The organism is Streptomyces sp. NPDC058872, from assembly GCF_042743065.1.
Lineage (GTDB): Bacteria > Actinomycetota > Actinomycetes > Streptomycetales > Streptomycetaceae > Streptomyces.
Genome location: NZ_JBHYMK010000035.1, coordinates 40,056 through 65,084, shown reverse-complemented (window position 1 = coordinate 65,084; position 25,029 = coordinate 40,056). Strand labels below are relative to the sequence as shown.

General features: G+C 70.7%; 20 protein-coding genes and 4 tRNA genes. 14 read left to right on the top strand and 10 right to left on the bottom strand.

Annotation, left to right across the window (positions count from 1 at the left end):
- The first annotated feature begins 32 nt into the window (after window positions 1–32).
- The 4 genes from purD (at window position 33) to ACFW22_RS22325 (ending at window position 6,330) form a co-directional block, all read left to right on the top strand.
- Complete coding sequence (gene purD, locus ACFW22_RS22340; protein ID WP_386407397.1) at window positions 33–1,310, top strand: phosphoribosylamine--glycine ligase; 1,278 nt, start codon at window positions 33–35, stop codon at window positions 1,308–1,310.
- A 314-nt stretch (window positions 1,311–1,624) separates the two neighbouring features.
- A complete protein-coding gene (locus ACFW22_RS22335; protein ID WP_386407394.1) occupies window positions 1,625–3,643 on the top strand; it encodes a hypothetical protein in 2,019 nt (672 codons plus the stop codon).
- 174 nt (window positions 3,644–3,817) lie between these two features.
- Complete coding sequence (locus ACFW22_RS22330) at window positions 3,818–5,278, top strand: N,N-dimethylformamidase beta subunit family domain-containing protein (RefSeq protein WP_386407391.1); 1,461 nt, start codon at window positions 3,818–3,820, stop codon at window positions 5,276–5,278.
- Between the two features lie 140 nt (window positions 5,279–5,418).
- Window positions 5,419–6,330 carry a phosphoribosylaminoimidazolesuccinocarboxamide synthase gene (locus ACFW22_RS22325; RefSeq protein WP_386407388.1) on the top strand — a complete coding sequence of 304 codons (912 nt, stop codon included), beginning with the start codon at window positions 5,419–5,421 and terminating at the stop codon, window positions 6,328–6,330.
- Between the two features lie 46 nt (window positions 6,331–6,376).
- Here ACFW22_RS22325 and ACFW22_RS22320 read toward each other — a convergent pair.
- From ACFW22_RS22320 to ACFW22_RS22305, 4 genes are all read right to left on the bottom strand, one after another.
- Window positions 6,377–6,452 (bottom strand) — tRNA-Gly (locus tag ACFW22_RS22320).
- Window positions 6,453–6,609: 157 nt separating this feature from the next.
- Window positions 6,610–6,682: transfer RNA gene (locus ACFW22_RS22315), tRNA-Gly, on the bottom strand.
- 84 nt (window positions 6,683–6,766) lie between these two features.
- Window positions 6,767–6,838, bottom strand: a tRNA-Gly gene (locus ACFW22_RS22310).
- 264 nt (window positions 6,839–7,102) lie between these two features.
- The gene (locus ACFW22_RS22305; RefSeq protein ID WP_386407386.1) at window positions 7,103–7,444 is read right to left on the bottom strand and encodes an Lsr2 family protein; all 342 of its coding nucleotides are present in this window, start codon (window positions 7,442–7,444) and stop codon (window positions 7,103–7,105) included.
- 360 nt (window positions 7,445–7,804) lie between these two features.
- Between ACFW22_RS22305 and purS the strand changes: the two genes are divergently transcribed.
- The 3 genes from purS to purL are packed head-to-tail and all read left to right on the top strand — an operon-like array spanning window position 7,805 to window position 11,006.
- Window positions 7,805–8,080: a phosphoribosylformylglycinamidine synthase subunit PurS gene (gene purS / locus ACFW22_RS22300; RefSeq protein ID WP_078489458.1), complete on the top strand. Its 276-nt coding sequence runs from the start codon at window positions 7,805–7,807 to the stop codon at window positions 8,078–8,080.
- A complete protein-coding gene (gene purQ / locus ACFW22_RS22295) occupies window positions 8,077–8,757 on the top strand; it encodes a phosphoribosylformylglycinamidine synthase subunit PurQ (RefSeq protein ID WP_360797885.1) in 681 nt (226 codons plus the stop codon). Before purS ends, purQ begins: the two co-directional genes overlap by 4 nt.
- Window positions 8,757–11,006 carry a phosphoribosylformylglycinamidine synthase subunit PurL gene (purL, locus tag ACFW22_RS22290; RefSeq protein ID WP_386407381.1) on the top strand — a complete coding sequence of 750 codons (2,250 nt, stop codon included), beginning with the start codon at window positions 8,757–8,759 and terminating at the stop codon, window positions 11,004–11,006. The genes purQ and purL overlap by 1 nt, the downstream gene beginning before the upstream one ends.
- A gap of 71 nt (window positions 11,007–11,077) precedes the next feature.
- On the opposite strand, the gene ACFW22_RS22285 is transcribed toward purL, so the two are convergent.
- Window positions 11,078–11,482, bottom strand: coding sequence for a nuclear transport factor 2 family protein (locus ACFW22_RS22285; protein ID WP_386407378.1), 405 nt, complete (start codon window positions 11,480–11,482; stop codon window positions 11,078–11,080).
- Window positions 11,483–11,548: 66 nt separating this feature from the next.
- Here ACFW22_RS22285 and ACFW22_RS22280 point away from each other — a divergent pair, with 66 nt between their 5' ends.
- The 4 genes from ACFW22_RS22280 (at window position 11,549) to purM (ending at window position 16,072) form a co-directional block, all read left to right on the top strand.
- Window positions 11,549–12,337, top strand: a complete 789-nt coding sequence (locus ACFW22_RS22280; RefSeq protein ID WP_386407375.1) for a sterol carrier family protein — start codon at window positions 11,549–11,551, stop codon at window positions 12,335–12,337.
- A 63-nt stretch (window positions 12,338–12,400) separates the two neighbouring features.
- Complete coding sequence (locus ACFW22_RS22275) at window positions 12,401–13,219, top strand: META domain-containing protein (protein WP_386407372.1); 819 nt, start codon at window positions 12,401–12,403, stop codon at window positions 13,217–13,219.
- A gap of 216 nt (window positions 13,220–13,435) precedes the next feature.
- A complete protein-coding gene (gene purF, locus ACFW22_RS22270; RefSeq protein ID WP_384873948.1) occupies window positions 13,436–14,962 on the top strand; it encodes an amidophosphoribosyltransferase in 1,527 nt (508 codons plus the stop codon).
- Between the two features lie 42 nt (window positions 14,963–15,004).
- Complete coding sequence (purM, locus tag ACFW22_RS22265) at window positions 15,005–16,072, top strand: phosphoribosylformylglycinamidine cyclo-ligase (RefSeq protein WP_386407369.1); 1,068 nt, start codon at window positions 15,005–15,007, stop codon at window positions 16,070–16,072.
- Window positions 16,073–16,301: 229 nt separating this feature from the next.
- Here the strand turns inward: purM and ACFW22_RS22260 are convergent, their stop codons facing one another.
- Window positions 16,302–16,556, bottom strand: a complete 255-nt coding sequence (locus ACFW22_RS22260) for a DUF3073 domain-containing protein (RefSeq protein ID WP_053648317.1) — start codon at window positions 16,554–16,556, stop codon at window positions 16,302–16,304.
- A 304-nt stretch (window positions 16,557–16,860) separates the two neighbouring features.
- Window positions 16,861–17,952: a Leu/Phe/Val dehydrogenase gene (locus tag ACFW22_RS22255; RefSeq protein WP_386407366.1), complete on the bottom strand. Its 1,092-nt coding sequence runs from the start codon at window positions 17,950–17,952 to the stop codon at window positions 16,861–16,863.
- 155 nt (window positions 17,953–18,107) lie between these two features.
- Here ACFW22_RS22255 and ACFW22_RS22250 point away from each other — a divergent pair, with 155 nt between their 5' ends.
- Window positions 18,108–18,968, top strand: coding sequence for a hypothetical protein (locus ACFW22_RS22250; protein WP_386407363.1), 861 nt, complete (start codon window positions 18,108–18,110; stop codon window positions 18,966–18,968).
- Window positions 18,969–19,538: 570 nt separating this feature from the next.
- A complete protein-coding gene (bldC, locus tag ACFW22_RS22245) occupies window positions 19,539–19,745 on the top strand; it encodes a developmental transcriptional regulator BldC (RefSeq protein ID WP_003949541.1) in 207 nt (68 codons plus the stop codon).
- Between the two features lie 333 nt (window positions 19,746–20,078).
- On the opposite strand, the gene ACFW22_RS22240 is transcribed toward bldC, so the two are convergent.
- The 3 genes from ACFW22_RS22240 to hrpA form a co-directional block, all read right to left on the bottom strand.
- Window positions 20,079–20,270, bottom strand: coding sequence for a DUF6274 family protein (locus ACFW22_RS22240; protein WP_386407360.1), 192 nt, complete (start codon window positions 20,268–20,270; stop codon window positions 20,079–20,081).
- A gap of 125 nt (window positions 20,271–20,395) precedes the next feature.
- Window positions 20,396–20,469: transfer RNA gene (locus ACFW22_RS22235), tRNA-Asp, on the bottom strand.
- 67 nt (window positions 20,470–20,536) lie between these two features.
- On the bottom strand, window positions 20,537–24,523 hold the full coding sequence (hrpA, locus tag ACFW22_RS22230) for an ATP-dependent RNA helicase HrpA (protein WP_386407357.1): 3,987 nt from the start codon (window positions 24,521–24,523) through the stop codon (window positions 20,537–20,539).
- 146 nt (window positions 24,524–24,669) lie between these two features.
- On the opposite strand from hrpA, the gene ACFW22_RS22225 reads away from it, so the two are divergent.
- A complete protein-coding gene (locus tag ACFW22_RS22225) occupies window positions 24,670–25,023 on the top strand; it encodes a hypothetical protein (RefSeq protein ID WP_386407354.1) in 354 nt (117 codons plus the stop codon).
- Window positions 25,024–25,029 lie beyond the last annotated feature (6 nt).

Genomic DNA, 25,029 nt, shown 5'->3' with positions numbered 1-25,029 from the left:
GGCAGCCCGTCCTGCGGGCTACCCTGACAGGCGTGAAGGTCCTCGTCATCGGCGGCGGCGCCCGCGAACATGCCCTGTGCCGCTCTCTTTCCCTCGATCCCGACGTCACCGCTCTGCACTGCGCGCCCGGCAACGCCGGAATCGCCGAGGTCGCCGAGCTGCACCCGGTCGACCAGCTCGACGGCGCGGCCGTCGCCGCGCTCGCCGGTGAGCTGGGTGTCGACCTGGTCGTCGTCGGCCCGGAGGCACCGCTCGTCGCGGGTGTCGCCGACGCCGTCCGCGCGGCCGGCATCCCCGTCTTCGGCCCCTCCCGGGAGGCGGCACGGCTGGAGGGCTCCAAGGCCTTCGCGAAGGACGTGATGGCCGGCGCCGGGGTCCCCACCGCCCGCAGCTACGTCTGCACCACTCCGGAGGAGATCGAGGAGGCGCTGGACGCCTTCGGCGCCCCGTACGTGGTGAAGGACGACGGCCTCGCCGCCGGCAAGGGCGTCGTGGTCACCGAGGACGTGGAGAAGGCCAGGGCGCACGCGCTCGCCTGCGTGGGCGTCGAGTCCGCCGGGTCCGGTGGCCGGGTGGTCATCGAGGAGTACCTGGACGGCCCCGAGGTCTCCCTCTTCGCGATCACCGACGGGACCACCGTCCTTCCGCTGAAGCCCGCGCAGGACTTCAAGCGTGCGCTCGACGGGGACGAGGGCCCGAACACCGGTGGCATGGGCGCGTACTCGCCGCTGCCCTGGGCGGACCCCAAGCTGGTCGACGAGGTCATGGCGACCGTGCTCCAGCCGACGGTCGACGAGTTGCGCCGCCGCGGCACCCCGTTCTCCGGTTTGCTGTACGCGGGCCTGGCGATCACCAGCCGTGGCGTGCGGGTGATCGAGTTCAACGCGCGCTTCGGCGACCCCGAGACCCAGGTCGTGCTGGCCCGCCTGAAGACCCCGCTCGCGGGCGTCCTGCTGAACTCCGCCAACGGCACCCTGGACGACCAGGCCCCGTTGAGCTGGAGCGACGACGCCGCCGTCACCGTGGTGATCGCCTCCCACAACTACCCGGACACCCCGCGCACGGGGGACCCGATCGAGGGCCTGGCCGAGGTCGCGGAGCAGGACGCCCCCCACGCGTACGTGCTGCACGCCGGTACGAAGCGGGACGGCGACGCGCTGGTGAGCGCGGGTGGCCGGGTCCTCTCGGTCACCGCCACCGGATCGGACCTGGCGCAGGCCCGCGAGCGCGCGTACGCGGCGGTCGGGCGCATTCGCCTTGACGGTTCGCAGCACCGCACGGACATCGCCCAGAAGGCTGCCGAGGCCTGATCCCACCCTGATCCCGCCCCGATTCCGCCGGGATTCGCCGGGATTCCGTCCGGATTCCGTCCGGTTCCTCAGATGGCCGTGTGGTGGAGAAGTCGTGCACCACACGGCCATCTGAGCGCCATCACCTTTACCCAAAGCCATTCCATCGAGTGACGGCCCAGCCATACGGATGACGCCCGCCACGGCCCCAACTAGGGTGCGGCGCAGGCGTTCCGGCACTTGGCCCACCGGCATTGCGATGTCGGTGGCGGGTGCCACAGTGGGGGAGTGAGCAACACCGCCACAGGCAGTCCCGTCGAGGGCAGAAGGGGGTGATGAACGGCGTGTCCGGTACCGGTTCCGTTGTCGGCGAGGAGTGGGGTGCGCGCGCCGCGCACTCCCGGGCCCTCGCCGTCCTCCGCGTCCGCGGCAGGGCGCTGGGCCTCGCGGTGCTCCCCGCCGCGGTGGCGGTCGTCCTGTACGCGGGCGGTGCCACCGGCCACTTCACCGGTGCGGCCTGGGACGCGGCCCGCTGGGTGGTGACGGTCCTCGCCGTGCTGGTCCTGTTGGCGTCCGCTGCCGTCGGCCTGGTCGTCGCCCGGGCCCGTCCGGCCGTCACCCCGACGGTGGACCTCGCCGAGACCGCCGCCCCCGATCTGTACCGGATGGTCCGGGACCTGGCCGACCGGCTCGGGGTCCCGGCGCCCGCGGGCGTGGCCCTCACCCCGGACTGCGACAGCTGGCTGGAGGACCGCAGCCACCGGGCCCACCGCCACCACCGGGCTTCCGGCAGCGACGGCGCTCCGGTCCTGGTCATAGGCTCGCCGTTCCTGTGGTGGATGCGCGTCGGCGAGCTGCGGGCCGTGCTCGCTCCGGTCGTCGCGGGCACCGGACCGGCCGCCCAGCCCGACATAGCCGCCGCCCGCCGCTTCATCCGGGGCCTGGACGCCGCCGTGGCAGTGCCCCGGACGCCCGGCCTCGATCCCTTCCGCAGGGCCGGTGCCCGGGCCGTCGGGCAGGTCGCCCGCGTCCTGCTGGGCGCCTGCCGGGTGCACGCCGCCGAGATGGAGCGGGGGGTCGCCGCCGCGGGCTCGGAGCGTGCCCAGGCCGTGGACTACGGCGTGCGGATCGTCGCCCAGGAGCAGGTGGGCCTGGCGTACGCGGGCTGGGACCGCCTGTTGACGAGGGTCGCCCTGCCCGCCTGGCGGATGGGGCGCTGGCCCGCCAAGCTCGATGCCGGCGTCGTCTCCGCCCTGACCGAACTGTCCCGTCGCGACCGGCTCGCGGAAGGCTTCTCCTCCCGTTTGGGCGAGCGTCCGGCCTGCGACCTGCTGGAGGAGCCCGGCGTCGTCGACGAGGCGACCTCGCTGCTCGCCGCCCGCCTCTTCCACGGCGGTCCGGCCGAGTCCGGCCCCGACTGGTCGCCCGTGGAGTGGAGCCAGTACCCGGAAGAGGTCGTCGACCGCAAGTGGCGCACCGACGCGGCCCGTCTGCACCGGGTCCTGGATCGACTCGGCGTGACCGAAGCCGAGGGCGCCCCGGCCTCCGACGCGGGTGGACCGACCCTCACCCGGGTGATGGCCCATCTGACGCTGCCACCGGTCGGGGCGGCGTCCGCACCCACCGGTGCGGCCGACCGGGCGGCCCGCTTCGAAGGCGTTCCGGCGGCCGACCCGGAGATCGCTCCTGAGGCCGACCCGGAGATCGCTCCTGAGATCGACCCTGAGGACGCCTCCGAGGACGCCCCCGAGGACGACCGGAGCGTCGATCACGCAGTCGACCCGGAGTACGGCGAGGAGAGGGGCAACCCGGCGGCCGAGGCGCTGGCCGGAGCGCTCAGTGCGCACCTCGCGCGGGAGGAGGCGGCGCGGGAGGCCCGGGTCGCCGCCGCGCCCGTCGAGGCCGCCCGCACCTCCGAGGGGGCCGGTCGGCCCGCCGGTGCCGATCCCAGTCGTGACGACCGGCCCGGCGGTGCCGACCTCGGCCGCGACGACCGGCCCGCCGACGCCCATCGGACGGCGGACGGCGGCCGGTCCGCCGGCAGCACCCCTCCTCCGGCCGTCAGCGGCCCCGACGGGCCCCTGCCGCTGTTCCCGCTCCAGCCGCCCCGCAGCGGCCGTGACCTGCTCGCCGACCACGTCACCGCCATGGTCTGCTGCGCGGCCGTGGACACCGCCGAGGCCGCCCCCGGTCTCGACTGGCTCGACGGGCCGGCGCTGCTCGTCGGTGGCGAGCGGGTGGCGGACCTCGGGCCCCGTGTCCTCGCGCTCGTCGAGGACGGCGACCCCGAGCCCTTGAGACTGTGGCTCGCCCGCACCGGGGTCCGCCCGGAGAAGCCCGTGCGCCTGGTCTGAGCGCCCGCGCCTCCGGCGGTTCCAGCCGGAAGCCGTGACTTCCACTCTCGTCAATTCACGACGAAGGGTGACGGAGTGCGTGCGTAATGTGATGTGCTGGAGACCGCGACTGACAGAGAAACGAACCACACGAACTGACCGGCCGACCGGGGGCAGTCGAAGGAGGGGCGAACGATGGGGGCGGAGCAGATCAGGCGATGGGAGTCGGGTGCGCTCGCGCACGCCGTCTCCGATCCCTTCGGCCAGGGGCCGCTGCCCTGGCTGCGCGGTTCGGAGAACTACTTCGACGACACCGGCCAGATGGTCCCCTGGTACGCGGACGAGGTCCTGGCCCGGGGCGGGAGCGGCGGCCCGCGCACGGCCGACGACGTCCGGCGGCAGATCAAGGGCTTCGCGTCCGGTGGTGCCGTGGCGCCCGGCGAGTCGATCGACTTCCACATCACCGTGGACCCGCCGCAGCAGTTCTCGGTCGACGTCTATCGGATCGGGCACTACGGCGGCGACGGCGCCGCGAAGATCACCACGAGCCCCCGCCTCTCGGGCATCGTCCAGCCGGCGCCGCTCACCGCCGACCGCACGGTCTCCTGTCACCACTGGTGGCAGTCCTGGCGGCTCCAGGTCCCGACGTACTGGGCGATCGGTGCGTACGTCGCCGTCCTGACCACTGCCGACGGGTACCGCTCGCACATCCCCTTCACGGTCCGCGACGGTCACCCCGCCGATCTGCTGCTGGTCCTCCCGGACGTCACCTGGCAGGCGTACAACCTCTACCCGGAGGACGGGCGGACCGGTGCCAGCCTCTACCACGCCTGGGACGAGGAGGGCCGCCTGCTCGGCGAGGAGGAGGCGGCCGTCACCGTCTCCTTCGACCGCCCGTACGCGGGTGCGGGGCTGCCCCTGCACGTCGGGCACGCCTATGACTTCATCCGCTGGGCCGAGCGCTACGGCTACGACCTGGCCTACGCGGAGACCCGGGACCTGCACGCGGGCCGGATCGATCCGAGCCGCTACCGGGGGCTGGTCTTCCCGGGGCACGACGAGTACTGGTCGGTGCCGATGCGCCGCACCGTCGAACTCGCCCGCGACCAGGGCACCTCGCTCGTGTTCCTCTCCGCGAACACCATGTACTGGCAGGTGGAGCTCGGTCCCTCGCCGTCCGGGGCCCCGGACCGCCTCCTCACCTGCCGGAAGCGGCGCGGCCCCGGTCGTGCCGCGCTGTGGCGCGAGGTCGACCGCCCCGAGCAGCAGCTCCTCGGCATCCAGTACGCGGGCCGGGTCCCCGAACCGCACCCGCTGGTCGTGCGGAACGCCGAGCACTGGCTCTGGGACGCCACCGGAGCGGGCGACGGCGACGAGCTCCCGGGGATGGTCGCGGGCGAGGCCGACCGCTACTTCCCGCGCACCGCGCTGCCGGAGCACCAGGGCCGCATCCTGCTGGCGCACTCGCCCTACCGGGACGGCGAGGGGGCGCTCCGCCACCAGGAGACCTCGCTCTACCGGGCCCCGTCGGGGGCGTGGGTCTTCGCGTCCGGCACCTTCGCCTGGTCGCCGGCCCTGGACCGGCCGGGGCACGTCGACGCCCGGGTCCAGCGCGCCACCGCGAACCTCCTCGACCGGATCTGCAAGAGGGACTGAGCGCAGCGGGGGGCGAGGGGGACGGGCGGGGGAGCGTCGGCGCGGGGGTGAGCGTGGAGTCACAGGGCCCAGGGGCTCGAACCCGCTGCCCGGTGGGGGAGAATCGGACCCGCTCCTGGATCAACCTACGCGGAGGAACCGTGTCCGGATTCGTAGAAAAGCCCGAGCCCGTCCAGGTCCCGGGCCTGACCCATCTCCACACGGGCAAGGTGCGCGACCTGTACCGGAACGAGGCGGGCGACCTCGTGATGGTGGCGAGCGACCGCATCTCCGCGTACGACTGGGTGCTGCCCACCGAGATCCCCGACAAGGGCCGGGTCCTCACCCGGCTCTCCCTGTGGTGGTTCGACCTGCTCGCCGACCTGGTCCCCAACCACGTCCTGTCCACCGAGCTCCCGGCCGGCGCCCCCGCCGACTGGGAGGGCCGCACCCTGGTCTGCACCTCGCTGGACATGGTTCCGGTCGAGTGCGTGGCCCGCGGTTACCTCACCGGTTCCGGACTGGTGGAGTACGAGGAGTCCCGCACGGTCTGCGGTCTCGCCCTGCCCGAGGGCCTGACCGACGGTTCGGAGCTGCCGGCCCCGATCTTCACCCCGGCCACCAAGGCCGCCGTCGGCGACCACGACGAGAACGTGTCGTACGAGGAGGTGGCCCGCCAGGTCGGCGCCGAGACGGCGGCGCTGCTGCGTCAGACGACCCTCGCCGTCTATGGCCGGGCCCGGGACGTCGCGCGCGAGCGCGGGATCATCCTGGCCGACACCAAGTTCGAGTTCGGCTTCCAGAGCACTCCCGAGGGCGACCGCCTGGTCCTGGCCGATGAGGTCCTCACCCCGGACTCCTCCCGCTTCTGGCCGGCCGACCAGTGGCAGCCGGGCCGCGCCCAGTCCTCCTACGACAAGCAGTTCGTGCGCGACTGGCTGACCTCGTCGGCCTCCGGTTGGGACCGCAAGAGCGAGCAGCCGCCGCCGGCGCTTCCGCAGGAGGTCGTGCAGGCGACCCGCGCCAAGTACATCGAGGCGTACGAGCTCCTCACCGGCAGCACCTGGAGCTGATCCGGAACGAGAAAGCCCCCGGTCTGATCGACCGGGGGCTTCTTCATGGAGCGGACGACGAGATTCGAACTCGCGACCCTCACCTTGGCAAGGTGATGCTCTACCAACTGAGCCACGTCCGCATGCGCCGTAGCGCGCTGCTAACTATACCCAAGGTTCTTGGTGCGGATGACACCCCGCTGGGGGAGCCCTCCGAGGGCCCCGCGGTGGGAACCGGGGTCGTGAACGGGGAACGACGAAGGACCCGGTTCCTGAGAACCGGGTCCTTCATACTTTCTGAGCGGACGACGAGATTCGAACTCGCGACCCTCACCTTGGCAAGGTGATGCTCTACCAACTGAGCCACGTCCGCATTGCTCCCGACCGGCTTTCACCGGGCGGTGCGAGCACCACTGTACCTGATCCACCGGAGTGGTTGGTAACCGCGATGCTGCAGAGCGGGTGACAGGAATTGCACACTGCGCCTTCCCCCTGGAAGGGGGCTGTTCTGCTACTGAACTACACCCGCACGCTGCTTGGGTTCGGGCCTTTCGGCCTTGCCCCTCGGCGTGCTCCAGACTCTAGCGGATCATTGGGGGTGCAATGCAAATCGGCTCCGACCCGAGGCCCGGCGGGGTGCTGCGGGGCGGTGACCAGCGGGGAGTCGGGGCGGGGGTGCGGGTGGGGTCCGGATCCGCTCGCACCGGCCGGCCCGGCTCCGCTCCCGGCTCCTGCCCCGGTTCACCTCCGGGCGTCTCCCGGGTGTCCGCCCCCGGCGTCCGCCCGGGGGTGGTCAGCTCGCCGCGCGGAAGGCCTCGTAGACCCGCTTCGGGATCCGGCCGCGGGCCGGCACGTCCATCTTGTTGGACTGGGCCCAGGCGCGGACCGCTGCCGGGTCGGGCGCGAGGGCGGTGTGCGTGTACGCCGCTGCCGCGGGGCGCCGGCCGGCCGCCGCTCGGGCCGGGAGCTTGCGCCCGGCGGCGAGGTAGGGCGCGAGGGCCTTGCGGAGTTTCTTTGCATTGGCAGCATTCAGGTCGATCTCGTACATCTTCCCGTCGAGGCCGAACGCGACCGTTTCAGCAGCTTCTCCGCCTTCGATGTCATCGGAGAGAGTGACTACTACACGCTGAGCCACGGATATCGGTCCTTTCCTGCGGCCGTGCGGCCGGGAGGGCGCTTGTGGCGCCCCTGACGTGCAACGATGCCGAGCTTGCGGCCATGTCGCGACAATACTGCTTTCTTCTGGATTCCTTTCTACAGTGAGTGGTGTCGCATTGTGAAGCCCCACCAATTGTTTCAGCGTGTCCCGGCACATTGAGGTCCGCAATATTTCACTAGAATTTTCCGCCGGACCGTGCGACGCGGGCGAGGGGTGACGTTCCTCGTGAAGCGGGTCGCCCGAACCGGGCTTTTGTAGGATCCTTCAGATCTCTACTCGCGTAGAATTTGGAGGCAGGTACGCTGAGGGAACCGCCCACGCAACACACCACCGGGAGTGCCAGTGGCACGCGTCGTAGTCGACGTCATGCTCAAGCCGGAGATCCTCGACCCTCAGGGGCAGGCGGTGCAGCGTGCACTGCCCCGCCTGGGATTCGCCGGAATCGCCGACGTCCGTCAGGGGAAGCGCTTCGAGCTGGAGGTGGAGGGACCGGTCGATGACGCCGCCCTCGCCCGCATCCATGAGATGGCCGAAACCTTCCTCGCCAACACCGTGATCGAGGACTTCACCGTGAAGGTGGAGTCCACGGAGACCGCCGGGGCCTCGTCGTGACCGCACGCATCGGCGTCGTCACGTTCCCCGGAACGCTCGACGACCAGGACGCGCTGCGCGCCGCCCGCCTCGCGGGCGCCGAGCCCGTCTCGCTCTGGCACCGGGACAAGGACCTCAAGCAGGTCGACGCCGTGGTCCTGGCCGGCGGCTTCTCCTACGGCGACTACCTGCGGGCCGGAGCCATCTCCCGCTTCTCGCCGGTGATGGAGACGATCATCGAGCAGGCGAAGGCGGGCATGCCCGTCCTCGGCATCTGCAACGGCTTCCAGATCCTCACCGAGGCCCATCTGCTGCCGGGCGCGATGCTGCGCAACAACCACCTCCACTTCATCTGCCGCGACCAGAAGCTGCGGGTGGAGAACGCGGAGACCGCCTGGACCTCGGACTACGTCCAGGGCCAGGAGATCGAGGTCCCGCTCAAGAACATGGACGGCCGGTACGTCGCCGACGAGCGCACGCTCGACGAGCTGGAGGCCGAGGGGCGGGTCGCCTTCCGCTACCTGGACGTGAACCCCAACGGCTCGCTGCGCGACATCGCGGGCATCACCAACGCCGCGGGCAACGTGGTCGGCCTCATGCCGCACCCGGAGCACGCCGTCGAGCCGCTGATCGGCACCGGCAAGACGGACGGCCTCGGTTTCTTCACCTCGATCCTCAAGAAGCTGGTCAACGCCTGATGAGCCTCGACACCGTCAAGCACGCGAGCGAGACGCCGGACAGCGAGCAGCCCTGGAAGGAGCTCGGCCTCAAGGAGGACGAGTACGCGCGCATCCGCGAGATCCTCGGCCGCCGTCCCACCGGCGCCGAGCTCGCCATGTACTCCGTCATGTGGTCGGAGCACTGCTCGTACAAGAGCAGCAAGGTCCACCTGAAGCAGTTCGGCGAGAAGACCCCCGAGAACGACGCCATGCTCGTCGGCATCGGCGAGAACGCGGGCGTCGTCGACGTCGGCCAGGGGTACGCGGTCACCTTCAAGGTCGAGTCGCACAACCACCCCTCGTACATCGAGCCCTACCAGGGCGCGGCCACCGGCGTGGGCGGCATCGTCCGCGACATCCTCGCCATGGGTGCCCGCCCGGTCGCGGTCGTCGACCCGCTGCGCTTCGGCGCGGCCGACCACCCCGACACCAAGCGCGTGCTGCCCGGTGTCGTCGCCGGCATCGGCGGCTACGGCAACTGCCTGGGCCTGCCGAACATCGGCGGCGAGGTCGTCTTCGACTCCTGCTACCAGGGCAACCCGCTGGTCAACGCCGGCTGCATCGGCGTGATGAAGCACGAGGACATCCACCTCGCCAAGGCCTCCGGCCCCGGCAACAAGGTCATCCTCTACGGCGCCCGCACGGGCGGCGACGGCATCGGCGGCGTCTCGGTCCTCGCGTCCGAGACCTTCGACGACACCAAGCCGACCAAGCGTCCCGCCGTCCAGGTCGGCGACCCCTTCCAGGAGAAGCTCCTCATCGAGTGCACCCTGGAGATCTTCCGGGAGAAGCTGGTCGCGGGCATCCAGGACCTCGGCGGCGCCGGTCTCTCCTGCGCCACCTCCGAGCTGGCCTCGGCCGGTTCCGGCGGCATGCGGGTCGAGCTCGACACCGTTCCGCTGCGCGACGCGACGCTCTCGCCCGAGGAGATCCTCATGAGCGAGTCGCAGGAGCGCATGTGCGCGATCGTCGAGCCGCAGCACGTCGACCGCTTCATGGAGATCTGCGAGAAGTGGGACGTCACCGCCACCGTCATCGGTGAGGTCACGGACGGCGACCACCTGGAGATCTTCTGGCACGGCGAGCTCATCGTGGACGTGCCCCCGGGCACGGTCGCGCACGAGGGCCCGACCTACCACCGGCCCTACGCGCGCCCGGAGTGGCAGGACGCCCTCCAGGCCGACGACGCGGGCAAGCTGCCCCGCCCGCAGAACGGCGCCGAGCTGAAGGACCAGGTCCTCAAGCTCGTCTCCTCCCCGAACCAGGCCTCCAAGTCCTGGATCACGGACCAGTACGACCGCTTCGTGCAGGGCAACACCGTCCTGGCGCAGCCCGAGGACGCGGGCATGGTCCGGATCGACGAGGAGTCGAACCTGGGCGTGGCCATGGCGACCGACGGCAACGGCCGGTACGCCAAGCTCGACCCGTACACCGGTGCGCAGCTCGCGCTGGCGGAGGCGTACCGCAACGTCGCCGCCTCCGGCGCCAAGCCGCTGGCCATCTCGGACTGCCTGAACTTCGGCTCGCCCGAGGACCCGGCCGTGATGTGGCAGTTCGCCGAGGCCACCCGCGGTCTCGCGGACGGCTGCCTCCAGCTGGGCACCCCGGTCACCGGCGGCAACGTCTCGCTGTACAACCAGACCGGTGACGTGGCCATCCACCCGACGCCCGTCGTGGCCGTCCTCGGTGTGATCGACGACGTCAACCGCCGCACCCCGATCGCCTTCGCGGAAGAGGGCCAGCTCCTCTACCTGCTGGGCGACACCAAGGAGGAGTTCGGCGGTTCGGCCTGGTCCGAGGTCGTCCACCAGCACCTCGGCGGCATGCCGCCGGCCGTGGACCTCGACCGGGAGAAGCTGCTCGGCGAGATCCTGATCTCGGCCTCCCGCGACGGCATGATCGACGCGGCGCACGACCTGTCCGACGGCGGTCTGGTGCAGGCGGTCGTCGAGTCCTGCCTGCGCGGTGGGAACGGCGCGCGCCTGGTCGTCCCGGAGGGCCTGGACGCCTTCACCTTCCTCTTCAGCGAGTCGGCCGGCCGTGCGGTCGTAGCCGTCCCGCGCAGCGAGGAGCTCCGCTTCACCGACATGTGCGGTGCACGGGGCCTGCCGGCGACCCGGATCGGCGTCGTGGACGGTGACGCCGTGGACGTGCAGGGCGAGTTCGCGCTCTCCCTCGCCGAGCTGCGCGAGGCGCACGAGGCGACGATCCCCGGCCTGCTGGCCTGATCGTCCGCACACAGACGGTGTGAGCCCCCGCCCCGGTCCCGGGGCGGGGGCTCACACCGTACGGTCGCCGTTCAGTCGTCCTGGGAGAAGAAGGCGTCCAGGACGGCGATGTCCTCGGCGCACTCGTCGATGTCGGAGATCTTCCCGCCGATGATCGTGAAGAAGAGCGCGCCCCTCATCTCGATCCCGCGGTCGCCGTGTTCGCCGAACAGGGTGTGGCTCGAGACGGCATGGCCCCGGCCGTCGACGTACACGCCCTTGAGGTCGACGCGCAGGGTGCCGTTCGTGTACTCGGCCAGGTCCCGGTACAGGCCGAGGACGTTGTCCCGGCCCTTGAAGTGCCCGCCGAACCGGGTGCTGCCGGGGGCGTGGTGGGTGCAGTCGCTCGTCATGAGGGCGCCCAGCGCCTCCATGTCACCCTTGCTGAACGCTTCGTAGCCCCGGCGCACCAGGGCGGCATCGGGGTGCTGGCTCATGGTTCTGTCACAGCCTCTCGCGAAGGGGTTCCCCCCTCCTTCCAGTCTCGGGGCTACCCTCTGGCCATGCCACCCGCCAAGAAGCGCCCCCGCCGTTACGACTCCGCCAGGACCCGGGCCGCCGTGCTGGCGCAGTTCCGGAACGTGCGGGAGGCGGTGGCCGCGCTGACGCCCGAACAGCTCGACGGGCCGACGCGCTGGGGGGAGTGGACGGTGCGTGACCTGGTGGCGCACCTCGCGCTGATGGTCGACTCGGTTCCCCGGTTGCTCGCCGAGCCCGCGCCGGCCGTACGGGAGGTGGACCTGCTCGACTGGGCGTCGAGGACGGCGACGGCCGCCGGGCGGATCGACGAGCAGGCCCGCGGGGTCGACGCCGCGGACCCGGTCGGACTGTGCGCGCGGGTGGCGGAGGAGTGCGAGCGGGCGCTGGTCGGGGCGGCGGACGAGCGGCTCCTGCCGCTGGGGATCGGGGCCATGGCCCTCGGGGACTTCCTCGTCACCCGCACCGTCGAGCTGGTCGTCCACACCGATGACCTCAACGCGGCGACCGGCGCGGACGTCCCGTACGACCGGCAGGCCCTCGCCGCGTGCACCCGGCTCCTCGCCGACACGCTCGCGGCGCGGGCACCGGGCGGTGCGGTCGAGGTGCGGATCCCGCCCCATGCGGTGGTGCAGTGCGTGGAGGGACCCCGACACACCCGTGGCACCCCGCCCAACGTGGTGGAGACGGACCCGCTGACCTGGATCAGGCTCGCGACCGGCCGCGCGGAGTGGGCGACGGAACGGGACGGGGCCCGGGTCAGCGCGAGCGGCGAGCGGGCGGACCTGGCGGACCTGCTGCCCCTGATGGGCTGATTCCCGGGAGCGGACGGTGCGGGGCCGGGGGAACCGGATCGTGCGGGCGGCCGTCCCACTGCCATGCCGAAGCCACGTGCACGCGTCGTCCTGCTCCCGCTGCTCCTCCTGCTCTCCGCCTGCGGTGCGGAGGGGGGTGCGGGTTCTGCCGGTGGGGACCTCGCCTCCCCGGACCTGCCGGTCGTCGGCACGCACTGGACGGTCGAGGCCGTCACGGTCGACGGCCGCAGATCGGTCGCGCCCGGTGGCGCCCGCATCGACGTCGAGGACGGGCGGGTCCGGGGGAACAGCGGCTGCAACGCCTTCGGGGGGTCCGTCGAGGTGCGGGGCGACGTCCTCACCGTTTCCTCGGTCGAAGCCACCGAGATCGGTTGTCCCGCCGACCGGCAAGGCTTCGAGGCGGAGCTGCTCAAGGCGTTCTCCGGTCCGCTGAAGGGCTCGTTGAAGGGCGATGCGCTACGGCTCGCCTCGCCCGACGGGCGGAACGGGCTGGAGCTGACCGCCGAGCCGGCGGCTCCGCTGACCGGCACCACCTGGAAGATCGACGGGCTGTTGTCCGGGGACGGGGAGACCGTGTCGTCCCTGCCCGCCGACAGCGGTGCGAAGGCGAAGCTGGTGATCGGTGCCGACGGTCGGGTCACCGGCAACCTGGGCTGCAACGACTTCTCCGCGTCCGCCCGGATCGACGGGGCGGCCCGGACCCTCACCGTGGAGGGTCCGGCGGCCACCACCCGCATGATCTGCACGGGTCCGCAGATGGAACTGGAGACGAAGCTCTACGAACTGCTCGACGGTCCGCTCGACTATCGGCTGAACCACCGAACCCTGACGCTCACCGACGGCTCGGGCCGGGGCCTCACGGCGACGGCGACCGCCCGCTGAGCGGACGGAGACTGCGGCGTCCGTCACATCGCGGGACCGCTCCGGGTCCGGTACGAGCGTCCGCTCGCCCGGGCCCGGGGGCCGGAAACCCTTACCCCGCCTGCTTCGTAGCCCCCTCCAAGCCGGAAACGATCTTTTTGTGTGATCGCACGAGTGGGGCCGACCCCGCATTTCCTCAATTCGGACCAGTGGTCGACCCCGTCTACACTCGGGAACGTGCCACGTGGTGACGGTCGACTCAATCACGACCTGCTCCCCGGCGAGAAAGGCCCCCAGGACGCGTGTGGCGTCTTCGGTGTCTGGGCTCCGGGTGAAGAGGTCGCAAAGCTCACGTACTTCGGGCTCTACGCCCTCCAGCATCGGGGTCAGGAATCCGCGGGAATCGCGGTCAGCAATGGCTCCCAGATCCTCGTCTTCAAGGACATGGGACTCGTGTCCCAGGTCTTCGACGAGACCTCTCTCGGTTCCCTCCAAGGTCACATCGCGGTCGGTCACGCCCGCTACTCGACCACCGGGGCCTCCGTGTGGGAGAACGCGCAGCCGACGTTCCGGGCGACCGCCCACGGCTCGATCGCGCTCGGCCACAACGGAAACCTGGTGAACACGGCTCGGCTCGCCGAGCTGGTCGCCGACCTGCCCAAGCGCGAAGGGCGCGCGACCCAGGTCGCCGCCACCAACGACACCGACCTGGTCACCGCGCTCCTCGCGGGCCAGGTGGACGAGGACGGCACGCCGCTCACCATCGAGCAGGCTGCCGCGAAGGTCCTCCCCGAGGTCCGGGGCGCCTTCTCCCTCGTCTTCATGGACGAGCACACGCTCTACGCGGCCCGCGACCCGCAGGGCATCCGCCCGCTGGTCCTCGGCCGTCTGGAGCGCGGCTGGGTGGTCGCCTCCGAGTCCGCCGCCCTCGACATCTGCGGTGCCAGCTTCGTCCGCGAGGTCGAGCCGGGCGAGATGATCGCGATCGACGAGAACGGCATTCGGACCTCTCGATTCGCAGAAGCGAAGCCCAAGGGCTGTGTCTTCGAGTACGTCTACCTGGCCCGCCCCGACACCGACATCGCAGGTCGGAACGTCTACCTCTCCCGTGTGGAGATGGGGCGCCGCCTCGCCAAGGAGGCGCCGGTCGAGGCCGACCTGGTGATAGCGACGCCGGAGTCGGGCACCCCGGCCGCCATCGGCTACGCAGAGGCCTCGGGCATCCCCTTCGGCGCCGGCCTGGTGAAGAACGCCTATGTCGGGCGCACCTTCATCCAGCCGTCCCAGACCATCCGCCAGCTCGGCATCCGACTGAAGCTGAACCCCCTGAAGGAAGTCATCAAGGGGAAGCGGCTGGTGGTCGTGGACGACTCGATCGTCCGCGGCAACACCCAGCGCGCCCTGGTCCGGATGCTCCGCGAGGCGGGGGCGGCCGAGGTCCACATCCGGATCTCCTCGCCGCCGGTGAAGTGGCCCTGCTTCTTCGGCATCGACTTCGCCACCCGCGCGGAGCTGATCGCCAACGGCATGTCCGTCGAGGAGATCGGCAAGTCGCTGGGCGCGGACTCGCTCTCGTACATCTCCCTGGAGGGGATGATCGAGGCGACCACGATCCAGAAGCCCAACCTCTGCCGCGCCTGCTTCGACGGCGAGTACCCGATGGAGCTTCCGGATCCCGAGCTGCTGGGCAAGCAGCTCCTGGAGACCGAGCTGGCGGCCGGTCCGGCGGCCACCGCGGCCTCCGACGCCCTGCGTCGCCCGTAAGACCCCGCTGCAACCGCAGTACGACACGAAAGTTCTCACACCATGTCTGAGACCACCGGTGCCAGCTACGCGTCCGCGGGCGTCGACATCGAAGCGGGTGACCGCGCCGTCGAGCTGATGAAGGAGTGGGTGAAGAAGACGCAGCGCCCCGAGGTCCTCGGTGGCCTCGGCGGTTTCGCCGGCCTCTTCGACGCCTCCGCCCTCAAGCGGTACGAGCGCCCCTTGCTCGCCTCGGCGACCGACGGCGTCGGCACGAAGGTCGACGTCGCCCGCCAGATGGGCGTGTACGACACGATCGGCCACGACCTGGTCGCGATGGTCATGGACGACATCGTCGTCTGCGGTGCCGAGCCGCTCTTCATGACCGACTACATCTGTGTCGGCAAGGTCCACCCGGAGCGGGTCGCCGCCATCGTCAAGGGCATCGCCGAGGGCTGCGTCATGGCCGGCTGTGCCCTGGTCGGCGGAGAGACGGCGGAGCACCCGGGTCTCCTCGGCCCGGACGACTTCGACGTCGCCGGCGCGGGCACGGGCGTCGTGGAGTACGACCGGCTGCTCGGCGCCGACCGCATCCGTACGGGGGACGCCGTCATCGCCATGGCGTCCTCGGGTCTTCACTCCAACGGGTACTCGCTCGTCCGGCACGTGGTCTTCGACCGCGCCGGGATGGCCCTCGACCAGCAGGTCGAGGAGCTCGGGCGGACGCTCGGCGAGGAGCTCCTGGAGCCGACGAAGATCTACTCGCTGGACTGTCTGGCGCTCACCCGGACGACGGACGTCCACGCCTTCAGCCACATCACCGGCGGCGGCCTCGCCGCCAACCTGGCCCGGGTCATCCCGGACGGTCTGCACGCCACGGTGGACCGCTCGACCTGGACCCCGGGCGCGATCTTCGACCTGGTCGGCAAGGCCGGTCGGGTGGAGCGCCTGGAGCTGGAGAAGACCCTCAACATGGGCGTCGGCATGATGGCCGTCGTGCCGGCCGAGTCCGTGGACGTGGCCCTGGCCACGCTGGCGGACCGGGGCGTCGAGTCCTGGGTCGCGGGAGAGATCACCGAGCGCGGGGACCACGGCACCGGCGCGGAGCTGGTCGGCGACTACGCGAAGTAGCAGGGCGGTACGGTACGGCGGGGCGCTCCGGCGGGGCGTCCCGCCGCCGTTTCTCCCCGTGGGGGCCTGCGGGGGGCGGGGACCTTCCCGCAGCGCGGGGAAGACGCCTCCGGCGGGCCCCTCGGCCTTCGCCCGCGGCCGGTGGCGCCCCGGGCGCTGGTGTCCTCTGTGCGGACAGCACAGAAACCCGGACGGGTGACCCCGGTCCGGGTTTCGGCGATTCAGAAGGTCAAGCGCGACGCGGGGACGAACTCGGACCGGACTGGTCGTCCTCGTCCTCGTCGTCCGTGTTGTAGAGATCCGCGTACTGGGCGTACGGGTCGTCTTCCTCGTCGTCGTCCTCGAACGGCTCGCCATTCGGCGGCTGGCTCGAAGTCGAAGCGCCCAGCTCATTGGCCAGACGCGTCAGGTCCGTCCCGCCGCTGCTGTACTTCAGCTGGCGGGCGACCTTGGTCTGCTTGGCCTTTGCCCGGCCGCGCCCCATGGCTCGACCCCCTCGGTGACGGGGCTCGGTGGCCCCAGAGTCTTGACACGCGTTCATGATTCGGAACGGACTCTCGACGGAGAGACCGGCCCGTAGGGCTTCAACGGTACCTGTTTCCGTGGGTCTACGGTACGCCGCACGCATCACATACCCCGGTACAGAACCCTCGAGGCGCCCTTTCCTCGCTGGTCAGTCGCGATTTTAACCTCTTCTTGAGTGCCGACCCGCCGAAGGGCGTGAGCGAAGTCTCTCCGCTGACCCCGCCCGGGCGGTTCCGACGGGCGGGCCGGCACCCCTGCGCGGCTCAGCCGCGGCGGGCGTCCGCCATCCGCTGTTCGGCGATGCGGTCCGCAGCGGCGGCCGGCGGAATGCCGTCGACCTTCGCACGTGCGAAGATCTCCAGGGTGGTGTCGAAGATCTTCGTGGCCTTCGCCTTGCAGCGGTCGAAGTCGAAGCCGTGCAGCTCGTCGGCGACCTGGATCACGCCACCGGCGTTGACCACGTAGTCGGGCGCGTAGAGGATCCCGCGCTCCGCGAGGTCCTTCTCGACGCCGGGGTGGGCGAGCTGGTTGTTGGCCGCACCGCAGACGATCTTCGCGGTGAGGACCGGCACGGTCTCGTCGTTCAGGGCACCGCCGAGCGCACAGGGGGCGTAGATGTCGAGGCCCTCGACGCGGATCAGCGCCTCGGTGTCGGCGACCACGGAGACCTGCGGGTGCTTGTCGGTGATCCGGCGCACCGACTCCTCGCGGACGTCGGTGATGACGACCTCGGCGCCGTCCTCCAGGAGGTGCTCGACCAGGTAGTGGCCGACCTTGCCGACGCCCGCGACGCCGACCTTGCGGCCGCGCAGGGTCGGGTCGCCCCACAGGGCCTGCGCGGAGGCGCGCATGCCCTGGAAGACGCCGAAGGCGGTGAGGACGGAGGAGTCGCCGGCGCCGCCGTTCTCGGGGGAGCGGCCGGTGGTCCAGCGGTTCTCGCGGGCGACGACGTCCATGTCGGCGACGTAGGTGCCGACGTCGCAGGCCGTGACGTACCGGCCGCCGAGGGAGGCGACGAAGCGTCCGTAGGCGAGGAGGAGCTCCTCGGTCTTGATCTGCTCCGGGTCGCCGATGATGACGGCCTTGCCGCCTCCGTGGTCGAGGCCGGCCATGGCGTTCTTGTACGACATGCCGCGCGCCAGGTTGAGGGCGTCGGCGATCGCCTCGGCCTCGCTGGCGTACGGGTAGAAACGGGTGCCGCCGAGGGCCGGGCCCAGGGCGGTGGAGTGGAGGGCGATGACGGCCTTGAGGCCGGAGGCGCGGTCCTGGCAGAGCACGACTTGCTCGTGGCCACCCTGTTCCGAGTGGAAGAGAGTGTGCAGTACGTCAGCAGGAACGCCGGTCACATCGGTCACGGTGGTGACTCCCAAGTAAGAAGCGGCGGTTTCGGCCACCCCTGCGGGTGGGGGGAGACCATTTCGGCAAGAGGGTAAGTCCTACCTGGGCGTAGGTACGCCGCAGTGCCCAGGATCACCCCCTCGGGGAGTACCTCCGTGGAAGGATTCGCGACATGTCGGTCGCCTCTCCGGTCCCCATCCCCTACGCCTCCTATCTGCGGGTGTACGAGCCGTTGGCCGCGTTTCCCGAGCCGGAGCGGAGCCACTGGGCCAGGTACGCCCGCCAGCCGCACACCCCGGGCGCACAGGAGGAACTGCGCCGCTCGCTCGCGGACCTGCTGCCGACGCCGCCGGTGCCGGTCCCGGTCCACGAGAGCGGGGACGCCTTCGTCGCGCATCTGGAGGGGGTGGTGGTGATCTGTCCGTGGCGGACCAGGTTCCGCGGCTGGCTGGCCATGGAGGAGCTGGCGGCCGACGGGTATCCGGCGTCGGTGCTCGACGCGATGCTGCCGCCGGTCGTCCGCGTCCAGGCCGCGGACGACTACGAGCGCTGGCGGAGCCGCAACCCGGACGCGCGGCCGTGGATCCGCACGGGGGTCTGGCACGTGCCGCTGCGCTGGTTCGCGCTCTTCGCCGACGAGGACCGCGAGTACCGGGCGGGAGAACCGGGGGAGGGCGGGGCCGGCCGGGCGCCGGTGCTGCGCTACCGGACGACGATGGCGCAGGCGCGGCGGAGGCTCGCACGCGCGCTGAAGGCGCTGCGCGGAGCGATCGACGACGGTCCCATGACGGAGGGTCTGGTCGAGGTGGGGCGCTGGTTGGAGGAGTTCCATCCGCGGGCGCTCGTGGAGCTGGACTTCGGCGGTCTGGTGCACGCGCTGCCGTCCGGGTGGCTGGCCGAGGAACGGTCGGCGGCCGAGTTGGCGGAGGGGATCGCCGCCCTGCGGGACGGGGACGGGGAGACGGCGAGCGAGGTGTACGGGAGGCTCGCGGAGCGCTGGCGGGTGGTCAGGGACCTTCGGTTCGCCAATTGACACCCGTCGGACGTGTTCGTCAGGTCGCTATCGACAAGACGTGTCCGACGGGTGTAAATGATCTTCATGTCCGGTGGCCGGATCTCGAGCGGTCCGTTGGCCGGGCCCTTCGTACCGGCGGGGCGGGGACGTTGGTCCCGATCCGGGCCTTTGGTTCAAGCGTGACGGATAGCACGTACCGCACCCTTGCGCCCATCACCCACCCTCGTGCCAAAATAGGACAAGGAGTCCGGGGAGGGTTCCTTCCGCCCAACTATGGGCGGAACGCTCAGCATTGCACTCTATGGGGGGTCTGAGGACTCCTGATCGCTCTGTGACTGATCGTCACAGTGGCGTGACTGTCCGTTATGGCATGGTCAGTCGACTTCTGCCGCTGATGAACACCTGCGAGGGCAATTCCATCGGTTTGGCCGACGTGGCTGGACGGATGGTGTAGTTGTAGTGCCGAGGACAAGCCGTTCGTCCTATAACCGACTCGACCCGCTTTTGCCATTTCGGGCATGGCGGGTCAAGGTGCAGAATTTAGAGGAAAGAACCGAGATTGGTTCGGTTCTCCCGAGGAGGCCGCTCATGACCGCTCGCACCCCTGATGCCGAGCCGCTGCTGACCCCTGCCGAGGTTGCCACGATGTTCCGCGTGGACCCGAAGACGGTGACCCGTTGGGCAAAGGCGGGCAAGCTCACGTCCATCCGCACCCTGGGTGGGCACCGCCGGTACCGCGAGGCCGAGGTTCGCGCGCTGCTGGCGGGCATTCCGCAGCAGCGCAGCGAGGCCTGAGGTCGCGCACGCAACACCCTGCAACACCCCGTAAGACCGGGCCCGGCTGGATCCCCCAATCCGGTGGCCCACCCCTAGAACTGCCGACGGGTCCCTGCCCCAACAGGGCTTCGTCAATGATCGCGCTGGACTCCGCCGGGTCCAGTGCGATCTTTTTTGTGCCCGCTCCCACGCCGCCAAGGGTCGTGCAATTGCACATATTAAATCGGGGTGGTGTAGGGAGGGTGTAAATGGAGCGGTTCCTGAAACGGTTTCAGTGACACCCGTCACATCGACGGACCCTTGCCAAGAACCAGCCTGCCACTTCCCGGGGCGCTCCCGGTCCGCCGATGGTCATGGACCGGAGGGACCTTCGTCCTCCGTGCCCTCCGCCGGCTCCTCGGGCTCCGGAAACTCCATGGCGAGCCGCAGGAGGCGATGGCAGACCGCACAGTGGCGGGTGAGGTGTCCGTACCGCGATGCGGCCGCCAGATGGGCACGCAGCAGCGCCCGCGTGTCGTGTCGTGCTGCGGATGCCGCGGCCATGCGCGACCACCTCCGGTGTGGGCCCCCGATTCCCTGAAGTCCGGGGTACCGGCGGCCGTGTCGCCCCGTCAAGACACGGGAACACAACGAAGGCCCGCATCTCACGATGCGGGCCTTCGGTAAGGCGATCCTGACGGGACTTGAACCCGCGACCTCCACCTTGACAGGGTGGCGAGCTAACCAACTGCTCCACAGGACCTCGTTGCGAGAGAGACTGTACAGCAGGTCAGGGGGTCTGGTCGAACTCACCCACGGCGAGCCCCCGCTTACGGGACGGCCGCGTCGATCGCCTTCACGATCCGCTTGTCCGAGACCGGGTGCGCGGTGCCCAACGCATGGGCGAAGTAGCTCACCCGCAGCTCCTCGATCATCCAGCGGATGTCGGTGACCTCCGACGGCACCGGACGCCCCTGGGGGAGCTGTTCCAGCAACCAGGCGTACTCGTCCTGCATCTCCCGGACCTTCTCCATCCGGGTGGTGTCCCGCTGCACCCCGGTGGGCATCTGCTGGAGCCGTCGGTCCACCGCCACCAGGTAGCGCATGAGGTCCGGCAGCCGCTTCAGGCCCGTGCGGGTGACGAAACCGGCCGGCATCAACCAGGCGAGCTGTTCCCGCACGTCGGCCAGGTTGCCGATGAGGGCCGGGCTGTTCGTCGACTTCAGCCGTCGCTCACAGGCCTGCCAGGCAGCCAGGACCTGCTGGACCTGGCCCACCGTGCGGACGGTCAGCTCGACGAGGTCCGCGCGGACCCCGTCGTACAGCTTCCGGAAGGACTCCTCGTCCCAGACCGGGCCGCCGCGGTCCGCGATCAGCCGGTCCGCGGCAGCGGTGGCGCAGTCGTCGAAGAGGGCCTGGATCGAACCGTGCGGGTTCGAGGACAGGGCCAGCTTCTGCTGGTTGGTCAGCTTCTCCGAGGCGAACTTCGCCGGGTTCACCGGGATGTTCAGCATGATCAGCTTCCGGGTGCCCCGCCACATCGCCTGCGCCTGCTCGGCCTCCGTGTCGAAGAGCCGCACGGCCACCGTGTCGCCCTCGTCGACGAGCGCCGGGTACGCCTTGACCGGCTGACCGGCCCGCCGGGTCTCGAAGACCTTCGTGAGCGTCCCGATCGTCCAGTCCTTCAGGCCCGTGCGCTCCAGGGAGGGCCCCGAGCCGTCCGGACCGCCGGTGGCCGCCGCAGCGGCCTTGGAGAGCGCCTGACGGGCCTTGGGGCGGAGGCGGAGGCGCAGCGCCTCCAGGTCCTTGTCCTCGGCCAGCTTCCGGCGCCGCTCGTCGACGATCCGGAAGGTCACCTTGAGGTGCTCGGGCACCTTCGCCCAGTCGAAGTCCTCGGCCGTGACCGGGACCCCGACCATCCGCTGGAGCTCGCGGGCGAGCGCGCCCGCCAAGGGCTCCTGCACGGGCACGACCGCGTCCAGGAAGCGGGTCGCGAAGTTCGGCGCCGGCACGTAGTGGCGGCGGATCGGCTTCGGCAACGAGCGGATCAACTCCGTGACGACCTCCGCGCGCAGACCGGGGATCTGCCACTCGAAGCCCTCGTCCGTCACCTGGTTGAGCACCTGGAGCGGCACGTGGACGGTCACGCCGTCCGCATCCGCGCCGGGCTCGAACTGGTACGTCACCCGGAACTTCAGCGCCCCCTGGCGCCACGAGTCCGGATAGTCGTCCTTGGTGACCGCCCCCGCCTTCTCGTTGATGAGCATCTCGCGCTCGAAGTCGAGGAACTCCGGTTCCTCCCGGCGCTTGTGCTTCCACCAGGAGTCGAAGTGGGCCCCGGAAACGACGTGTTCGGGGACGCGCTTGTCGTAGAAGTCGAAGAGCGTCTCGTCGTCGACGAGGATGTCCCGGCGCCGGGCGCGGTGTTCGAGCTCCTCCACCTCGGTGAGGAGCTTGCGGTTGTCGGCGAAGAACTTGTGGTGGGTGCGCCAGTCGCCCTCGACGAGCGCGTTCCGGATGAACAGGTCCCGGGAGACCTCCGGGTCGATCCGCCCGTAGTTCACCTTGCGGTCGGCAACGATCGGGACGCCGTAGAGCGTCACCTTCTCGAAGGCCATCACGGCCGCCTGGTCCTTCTCCCAGTGCGGCTCGCTGTACGACTTCTTCACCAGGTGCTGCGCCAGCGGCTCGATCCACTCGGGCTCGATCCGGGCGTTGACCCGGGCCCAGAGCCGCGAGGTCTCCACCAGCTCGGCCGACATCACGAAGCGCGGCGGCTTCTTGAAGAGCGCCGACCCGGGGAAGATCGCGAACTTCGCGTTGCGGGCGCCCAGGTAGTCGTTCTTCGCCGCGTACTTCCCGCCCTCGCTCCCGGCCCCCTTCCCGCCTTCCGCGCCGGAGCCCTTCACGTCCTTCATGCCGACGTGGGAGAGCAGACCGGCCAGCAGCGACACGTGGACGGACTGCTCGGGGGCGTCCTCCTCGTTCAGGTGGATGCCCATCTGCTTGGCGACCGTCCGCAGCTGGGCGTAGATGTCCTGCCACTCCCGGATGCGCAGGAAGTTCAGGTACTCCTGCTTGCACATCCGGCGGAAGGAACTGGAACCGCGCTCCTTCTGCTGCTCGCGGACGTACCGCCACAGGTTGAGGAAGGCCAGGAAGTCGCTGGTCTCGTCCTTGAAGCGGGCGTGCTGCTGGTCGGCCTGCGCCTGCTTCTCCGCCGGCCGCTCGCGCGGGTCCTGGATCGACAGCGCCGCCGCGATCACCATGACCTCGCGGACGCAGCCGTTCTTGTCGGCCTCCAGGACCATCCGGGCGAGCCGCGGGTCCACGGGCAGCTGGGACAGCTTCCGGCCCTGCGGGGTGAGCCTCTTCCGCGGGTCCTTCTCCGCCGGGTCCAGCGCGCCGAGCTCTTGCAGCAGCTGCACGCCGTCCCGGATGTTCCGGTGGTCCGGCGGGTCGATGAAGGGGAACTTCTCGATGTCGCCGAGGCCGGCCGCGGTCATCTGCAGGATGACGGAGGCCAGGTTCGTGCGCAGGATCTCGGCGTCCGTGAACTCCGGCCGGGTGAGGAAGTCGTCCTCCGAGTACAGCCGGATGCAGATGCCGTCGGACGTACGGCCGCAGCGCCCCTTGCGCTGGTTGGCGCTGGCCTGGCTGATCGGCTCGATCGGGAGGCGCTGCACCTTGGTCCGGTGCGAGTAGCGGGAGATGCGGGCGGTGCCCGGATCGATCACGTACTTGATGCCGGGGACGGTCAGGGAGGTCTCGGCGACGTTCGTCGCCAGGACGATCCGCCGGCCGGCATGGGGCTGGAAGACCCGGTGCTGCTCGGCGTGCGACAGCCGCGCGTACAGCGGGAGGACCTCGGTGTTGAAGAGCTTCTTCTTGAGCAGCGCGTCCGCGGTGTCGCGGATCTCCCGCTCGCCGGAGAGGAAGACGAGGACGTCGCCCGGCCCCTCGCGCTGGAGCTCGTCGACGGCCTCGCAGATCGCGGTGATCTGGTCCCGGTCCGCCTCCTCGGAGTCCTCCTCCAGGAGCGGCCGGTAGCGGACCTCCACGGGATACGTCCGGCCGGAGACCTCGACGATCGGCGCGTCGCCGAAGTGGCGGGAGAACCGCTCGGGGTCGATCGTCGCCGAGGTGATGACGACCTTCAGGTCGGGGCGCTTCGGCAGCAGTTGGGCCAGGTAGCCCAGCAGGAAGTCGATGTTGAGGGACCGCTCGTGGGCCTCGTCGATGATGATCGTGTCGTACGCGCGCAGCTCGCGGTCGGTCTGGATCTCGGCCAGCAGGATGCCGTCCGTCATCAGCTTCACGAAGGTCGCGTCGGGGTTCACCTGGTCGGTGAACCGGACCTTCCAGCCGACGGCCTCGCCCAGCGGGGTCCGCAGCTCCTCGGCGACGCGCTCGGCGACCGTTCGGGCCGCGATCCGGCGCGGCTGGGTGTGCCCGATCATGCCCCGCACGCCCCGGCCCAGCTCCAGACAGATCTTCGGGATCTGGGTGGTCTTGCCGGAGCCCGTCTCACCGGCGACGATCACGACCTGGTGGTCGCGTATCGCCTCCAGGATCGCGTCCTTCTTCTGCGAGACGGGCAGCTGTTCGGGATACGTGACCGCGGGCACGCGGGAGGCGCGCCCGTCGACGCGCTCCTTGGCCTTGGCCGCCTCTGCGGCGATCTCGTCCAGGACGGCCGCGCGGGCCTCGGGCTTGCGGATGCGGCGGGCGCCTTCGAGACGACGGCCGAGCCGGTGGGAGTCCCGCAGCGAGACCCCGGCCAGGACGGACTGGAGGGCGGCGAAGGAAGTAGACATACGGAACCCAGGATCGCACCTGCGGACGAGAAGCGGCGAACCGATTTACGAGCGGCTTGCCCGGGCGGGCCCGAGGGCCTTCGTCGGGGCGCGACCGGAGGGTGCGTACTATTTCGGACACGCCGCCCGGACCGGAGGGGTTTCGCATGTTCCGCACCACCCGCGCGCCGGCGGCGTTCGTCGTGCTGATGGGGCTGCTGCTCGGCCTGCTGGTCTGCGGGGCTTCCGCGGGCGCCCCCGCAACGCCCCCGGACGTACCCGTGCTCGGAGCCGCCGTGCCGGGCTGCGACCCGCTCCACCCGGTCGACGAAGGGGCCGTGAGCCCCGTCGTACCACCCCGCGCGCACGGCTTCGCCGATCTGCTGTCCACGCTCGCGGGCGACCGGGCGTCGTGCCGCGGCCGGCAGCCGGAACCGGTCGGCCGGGCCTTGCCGCCGGGGCGGGAAGCACCCGCGCGCGTCCCTCCGTCCCCCGTGGAGCTCTCGGTCCTGAGGGTGTAGACGGGA